Genomic DNA, 5,448 nt, shown 5'->3' with positions numbered 1-5,448 from the left:
ATCCTTCGGCACCAGGCTATCGAGCGTCACCATCTCAAGAGCCGTCTGGGTGGGGGCAGGTTTCTTCAACATGTCCCAATGAATCATAAACCCCTGGACGGTGCCAGGGGTTTGTCAGCAGTCTGAGGCCGGGTTCTCCCGGCCTTTTTCGTTGTCTACGCCTCAACTGGCGTCTGCCGTTCGGCCGCTCTGCGGTTCGTCAGATAGACGCCCGTCACGACAACCGCGGTACCAACAATCAAGGGCAAGGTCAGCGGCTCCCCGAAGGCGATGAAAGCCTCGAGGGCGACCGCTGGTGGCATCAGGTAAATGAGCGAGGCGGCGCGGGAAACCTGGCCCCGGCGGATCAGGTAAAGCAGCAATCCGACGCCGCCCATCGACAGGCCGAAGACCGACCAGATAAGCGCGCCGTAAGCCTGGGCGGTGCCGTCGAAATGCTGGTGCTCGAAGATCAGCGACAGCGGCAGGGTCAGAATCAGCGCGCCGACATATTGCAGCGTCGCGATGGTTCTAAGGTCGCCCGATTGCAGGTGTTTCTTCTGATAGAGCGTGCCGTAGGTGACGGACCCCATGGCGAGCAGATTGATCACCAGCGGCAGGGCGGCATGGGCGAGATCGGCGGTCGCCGGACCGAAGAGCTTCGGCGAAATGGCAATGGCGATGCCGACGAAGCCGAGCGCCAGGCCGAGCTGCTGCGTCTTCTGCAACCGCTCGCCGACGAGAAAGGGCGCCGCCATCGCGGTCAGCAGCGGCTGCAGTGCCGCGATGATGCCTGATATGCCGGCCGGCACGCCATTGGCGATCGCCCACCAAAGGCCGGCAAGATAGAAACCGTGCAGGAAGAAGCCGGAATAGATGGCGCGGAGCCACGTCGCCCGGGTTTTCGGCCATTGCGCCCGCATCACCAGGCAGAGGGCCAGGAATGCCGAGGCCGACAGCGCATAGCGTATCGAAAGAAAGGTGAAGGGCTCGGAATGCAGCGCGGCATATTTCGCCACCACCCAGCCCGTGGACCAGAGGAAAACGAAAACGGCTGGGGCAAAGCGGTCAAGGGACATGGGCAGCTCGGGGAACAAGGAGTTGCCCGTGCTGATAGCGGCACCCGGTGGCCGCAGTCAAAGGCGAAGCGCTGATGCTTATTTGAAATTTCGCTGATGGATCCAGACCGAAAAACAATCAGATGCTCACATTTTATGCAGACTCCACAGAACCTGCGTCCGACATATCGCGGCGCACCACTTCAAATGCCCGGATTTTCATCCCTTTCCCGCACCGCAAAATCTTTTCCTCGAACTGCGCATGGTTCTTGCATTGCAATTTGCGTTGTATTCAAATGAACAAAAAAGGGGAGCCGCACCTTTGGCATTTGATGAAATGATAACTGGGGACGAAAGTTCTCGCCCGCCTTATGAAAAATATTTTGAGTGGTACAACAACCAAGACAGGGCGCATCTGATTGCCAAGTCCCGCGATGCGGAGAACATCTTCCGGAAGACCGGCATCACTTTTGCGGTCTACGGCCACGCCGACAGTTCCGAAAAACTCATTCCCTTCGACATCATTCCCCGCATCATCTCCGCCCGTGAATGGCGCAAGCTCGCCCAGGGCATCGAGCAGCGGGTGATCGCGCTCAATGCCTTTCTGGACGACATCTACCACAAGCAGGAAATCATCCGCGCCGGTCGCGTTCCGCGCGAGCTGATCGAGAACAACGTCGCCTTCCTGTCGGAGATGATCGGCTTCCGCCCGCCCGGCGGCGTCTATACCCATATCGTCGGCACCGACATCGTGCGCACCGGCGAGGACCAGTTCTACGTGCTGGAAGATAATGCCCGCACGCCCTCCGGCGTCAGCTACATGCTGGAAAACCGGGAAACCATGATGCAGATGTTCCCGGAACTCTTCCATGAGAACAAGGTGCAGCGCGTCGAGGACTATCCCTACCTGCTGCGCCAGAGCCTCGCCTCGCTCGCCCCTCCCGGCTGCACCGGCAAGCCGCGCGTCGCGGTGCTGACGCCCGGTATCTACAATTCGGCCTATTACGAGCATTCCTTCCTCGCCGACATGATGGGCGTCGAACTGGTCGAGGGCTCGGATCTGCGCGTCATCGACGGCAAGGTGAAGATGCGGACCACCCGCGGCTACGAGGCGATCGACGTGCTCTACCGCCGCGTCGACGACGATTTCCTCGACCCCTTGACGTTCCGGGCCGATTCTGCGCTCGGCATCCCCGGCATCATGGATGTCTACCGTTCCGGCAACATCACCATCGCCAATGCGCCGGGCACCGGCATCTGCGACGACAAGGCGATCTACTCCTATATGCCGGAGATCGTCGAATTCTATACCGGCCGCAAGGCGCTGCTCGAAAACGTGCCGACCTGGCGCTGCTCGGAAGCATCGAGCCTGAAATACGTGCTGGAGCATTTGGAAGAACTGGTGGTCAAGGAAGTGCACGGTTCCGGCGGCTACGGCATGCTTGTGGGACCGACGGCATCGAAGAAGGAGCGCGCCGATTTCGCCGAGAAGCTGAAGGCGAAGCCCAACAATTACATCGCCCAGCCGACGCTGTCGCTCTCCACCGTGCCGATCCTCGTCAATAAGGGGATTGCGCCGCGCCATGTCGATCTTCGTCCTTATGTGCTGGTGTCCGACAAGGTCCAGATCATTCCGGGCGGGCTCACCCGCGTGGCGCTGAAGCAAGGCTCGCTGGTGGTCAATTCCAGCCAGGGCGGCGGCACCAAAGACACCTGGGTACTGGAGGACTGATGCTCGGAAGAACCGCTAACGGCCTCTACTGGATGTTTCGTTACATCGAGCGCGCCGAAAATATCGCCCGCCTGGTTGATGCGGGGCTGCGCATGTCGCTGACCCGCAGCAGCGCCGGCGACGACAACTGGGACGGTGTGCTGCAAAGTGCCGGCGTGCGCGAGGCCTATGACGAGAGCCACTCGAAGTTGACGAATGCCGACGCGATCGACTATCTCCTGCGCGATCGCGCCAATCCGTCGAGCGTCATGTCCTGCATCGAGTCCGGCCGAAACAACGCCCGCATGGTGCGCACCGCGCTGACGCGCGAAACCTGGGAAGCCACCAACGAATGCTGGATCGACCTGAAATCGTTGCTCGAAAAGCGCGTGAAGGCCGCCGACCTGCCCGAGGTGATCGACGTCATCAAGCGCCGCGCCGGCCTCATCCGCGGCGCCTTCCATGGCTCGACGCTGCGCAACGAACTTTATAATTTCGCCCGCATCGGCACCTTCATCGAGCGGGCCGACAATACGAGCCGCATCCTCGACGTGAAATATTACGTGCTGCTGCCCTCGGTTTCATCAGTCGGCTCGTCGCTCGATAACGTGCAATGGGAATCGATCCTACGCTCGGTCTCCGCGCACCGCGCCTACAGCTGGGCCTATGACGGCGAATACCGGGCGATGAACATCGCCGACTTCCTGACAATCAATGTGCAGATGCCGCGCTCGCTTGCCTATTGCTACGAGAAGATCGTCAGCAATCTTGGCTACCTCGCCCAGGATTACGAGGAGCGGCTTCCCGCCCACGATACTGCGGATGCGATCCGCACCACGCTGCAGACGCGGGCGATCCGGGACATCATGGATCAGGGCCTGCATGAGTTCCTGGAGGATTTCGTCGCGCGCAACAACCAGCTCGGTGCGGAAATTTCCGACGGCTACCGGTTCTACGTTTAGGTGGATGACACAATGAGACTGAAAATCAGCCACCTCACCGAATACCGCTACGACGAACCCACGCACTTCTCCCTGCAACGGCTGCGGCTGACACCGCCGACGACATCAGGCCAGAAGGTCATCGGCTGGTCGCTGAAGGTCGAAGGCGCCACCCCCGAAGTGGAATATGACGACCAGTACGGCAACCACGTCAACCTGGTCTCACTGGAAGGCAAGCAGGACGTCACGCGCATCCTCGCCGAAGGCGAGGTCGAGACGGAGGATCGCAACGGTGTCACAGGCCCGCATACTGGCTTTTGCCCGCTTTGGCTTTTCCTGCGCGACACGCCGCTGACCAAAGCCGGCAAGCTGGTGAAGGAACTGGCCAAGAGCATCAGCGGCGAGAACGAACTCGCGCGCATGCATGCGCTGATGGCTGCGATCCACGAGACCGTGGACTATAGGCCCGGCACCAGCAACACCGAGACGACGGCGGAACAGGCGCTGGAGAAGAAGAGCGGCGTCTGCCAGGACCACGCGCATATCTTCGTTGCCGCCGCCCGCGCGTTGCAGGTGCCGGCGCGTTATGTCTCGGGCTATCTGATGATGGAAGAGAAGGTCGAACAGGCGGCGACCCATGCCTGGGCCGAAGCCCATATTCCCGGCCTCGGCTGGGTGGGCTTCGATCCGGCCAACGATATCTGCCCGGATGCGCGCTACATCAGGCTCGCCTCCGGCCTCTGCTACCGCGACGCCGCGCCGATTTCAGGCATGCGCATCGGTACGCCGGGCGAAACGCTGTCTGTCACCGTGAAGGTAGAGGACAGCGGCCAGATGCAAAGCCAGAGCCAGAGCTGAGCGGGATCTGGCAAGCCGGAAAGGCTCTAGCCCGCCGCAAGAACTTGGAGATGGCCGCGTGCACCATAGCTGAGGATCGCCTGATCGGCGGTAAGCAATGGTACGCGATGAAAACGGGCCGTAGCGGCAATGATTCGATCGGCGGGATCGGCATGAAACTCGCCTGGTAGCCGGACGCTGTCTATCGCGATGGAAGGCTCGATTGGCGCGATCTGAAGTCCGGGCAGCGATAATGCATTATCGATCCATCGCCCGACATCGTCGCCGAGCGCCAGGCGCCCCTTCTGTACGAGCATCGCGATTTCCCAAGGTGTGATCGCCGAAATCAGAATCCGGCTTTTCTCGGTCATCTCGTCGATGACGCGCCGGGCTTGTGAACCCAGGCGTGCATCGTCCTGCATTGCCCAAACGAGGATATGGGTATCGATGACGATCACCGGAGGGCGTCCCAATCCTCCGGTTCAACGGCCGGAGACAGAGGATCGTCATAGCGCAATACGCTACCCCTCATCGCGCCGATGATACTCTTGCGCTCGGTTGTGTCACGCGCGGGCGACAGCACGGCAACTGGCTTGCCGCGCTTGGTGATGACGATCGATTCATCATCGTTCCGCATTTGATCGATAAGATTCAGGCATTTCGCCTTGAATTCCGCCGCGCCGACCACTTTAGACATGACTACTTCTCCTGTATACTTGTACAAGATATAGCACTATTTCCTCGTTGAACAAGTTTGAGCGCTGACCAGTTCAACAAAAAGGCGGGCAAAAGCCCGCCTCAGACTGCTGACAAACCCGTCGATTTTTTCGGCGGGTTTTGCTTTTTTGGCGATAGGATTCTTTGCCGGTCGTGTTGGCAGAGGGCGAAGAAGGAGGTTTCGGCTTACGCCGTGGCCGGTTTT

General features: G+C 60.2%; 7 protein-coding genes. 3 read left to right on the top strand and 4 right to left on the bottom strand.

The annotated features are described in order from the left end of the window. Nucleotides 1–155: 155 nt before the first annotated feature. On the bottom strand, nt 156–1,058 hold the full coding sequence (locus tag EFD55_RS32765; protein ID WP_125851256.1) for a DMT family transporter: 903 nt from the start codon (nt 1,056–1,058) through the stop codon (nt 156–158). A gap of 301 nt (nt 1,059–1,359) precedes the next feature. Between EFD55_RS32765 and EFD55_RS32760 the strand changes: the two genes are divergently transcribed. Genes EFD55_RS32760 through EFD55_RS32750 form a run of 3 tightly spaced genes read left to right on the top strand, consistent with a single transcriptional unit; the run spans nt 1,360 to nt 4,547 of the window. Further along, on the top strand, nt 1,360–2,769 hold the full coding sequence (locus EFD55_RS32760; protein ID WP_125851254.1) for a circularly permuted type 2 ATP-grasp protein: 1,410 nt from the start codon (nt 1,360–1,362) through the stop codon (nt 2,767–2,769). Beyond that, nucleotides 2,769–3,710, top strand: coding sequence for an alpha-E domain-containing protein (locus EFD55_RS32755; protein ID WP_125851252.1), 942 nt, complete (start codon nt 2,769–2,771; stop codon nt 3,708–3,710). Before EFD55_RS32760 ends, EFD55_RS32755 begins: the two co-directional genes overlap by 1 nt. 12 nt (nt 3,711–3,722) lie before the next feature. Then, nucleotides 3,723–4,547 carry a transglutaminase family protein gene (locus EFD55_RS32750; RefSeq protein WP_125851250.1) on the top strand — a complete coding sequence of 275 codons (825 nt, stop codon included), beginning with the start codon at nt 3,723–3,725 and terminating at the stop codon, nt 4,545–4,547. Nucleotides 4,548–4,573: 26 nt separating this feature from the next. Here the strand turns inward: EFD55_RS32750 and EFD55_RS32745 are convergent, their stop codons facing one another. The 3 genes from EFD55_RS32745 to EFD55_RS33545 all read right to left on the bottom strand — a co-directional run. After that, nucleotides 4,574–4,984 carry a type II toxin-antitoxin system VapC family toxin gene (locus tag EFD55_RS32745; RefSeq protein WP_125851248.1) on the bottom strand — a complete coding sequence of 137 codons (411 nt, stop codon included), beginning with the start codon at nt 4,982–4,984 and terminating at the stop codon, nt 4,574–4,576. Next, nucleotides 4,981–5,223 carry a type II toxin-antitoxin system Phd/YefM family antitoxin gene (locus tag EFD55_RS32740; protein ID WP_125851246.1) on the bottom strand — a complete coding sequence of 81 codons (243 nt, stop codon included), beginning with the start codon at nt 5,221–5,223 and terminating at the stop codon, nt 4,981–4,983. The genes EFD55_RS32745 and EFD55_RS32740 overlap by 4 nt, the downstream gene beginning before the upstream one ends. A 36-nt stretch (nt 5,224–5,259) precedes the next feature. Beyond that, nucleotides 5,260–5,448: hypothetical protein (locus EFD55_RS33545; protein ID WP_208653558.1), on the bottom strand; the 189-nt coding region annotated here is incomplete at its 5' end.

The organism is Rhizobium pisi, assembly GCF_003938655.1.
Taxonomy (GTDB): domain Bacteria; phylum Pseudomonadota; class Alphaproteobacteria; order Rhizobiales; family Rhizobiaceae; genus Rhizobium; species Rhizobium pisi.
The sequence above is the reverse complement of the archived record's forward strand: the minus strand, read 5'-3'. Positions and strand labels throughout refer to the sequence as shown.

Excerpts from the sequence above, each read along its gene's own strand:
- EFD55_RS32765 (WP_125851256.1), bottom strand. The coding sequence starts at position 1,058 with ATGTCCCTTGACCGCTTTGCCCCAGCCGTTTTCGTTTTCCTCTGGTCC.
- EFD55_RS32740 (WP_125851246.1), bottom strand. The coding sequence starts at position 5,223 with ATGTCTAAAGTGGTCGGCGCGGCGGAATTCAAGGCGAAATGCCTGAAT.
- EFD55_RS32755 (WP_125851252.1), top strand. The coding sequence starts at position 2,769 with ATGCTCGGAAGAACCGCTAACGGCCTCTACTGGATGTTTCGTTACATC.
- EFD55_RS32750 (WP_125851250.1), top strand. The coding sequence starts at position 3,723 with ATGAGACTGAAAATCAGCCACCTCACCGAATACCGCTACGACGAACCC.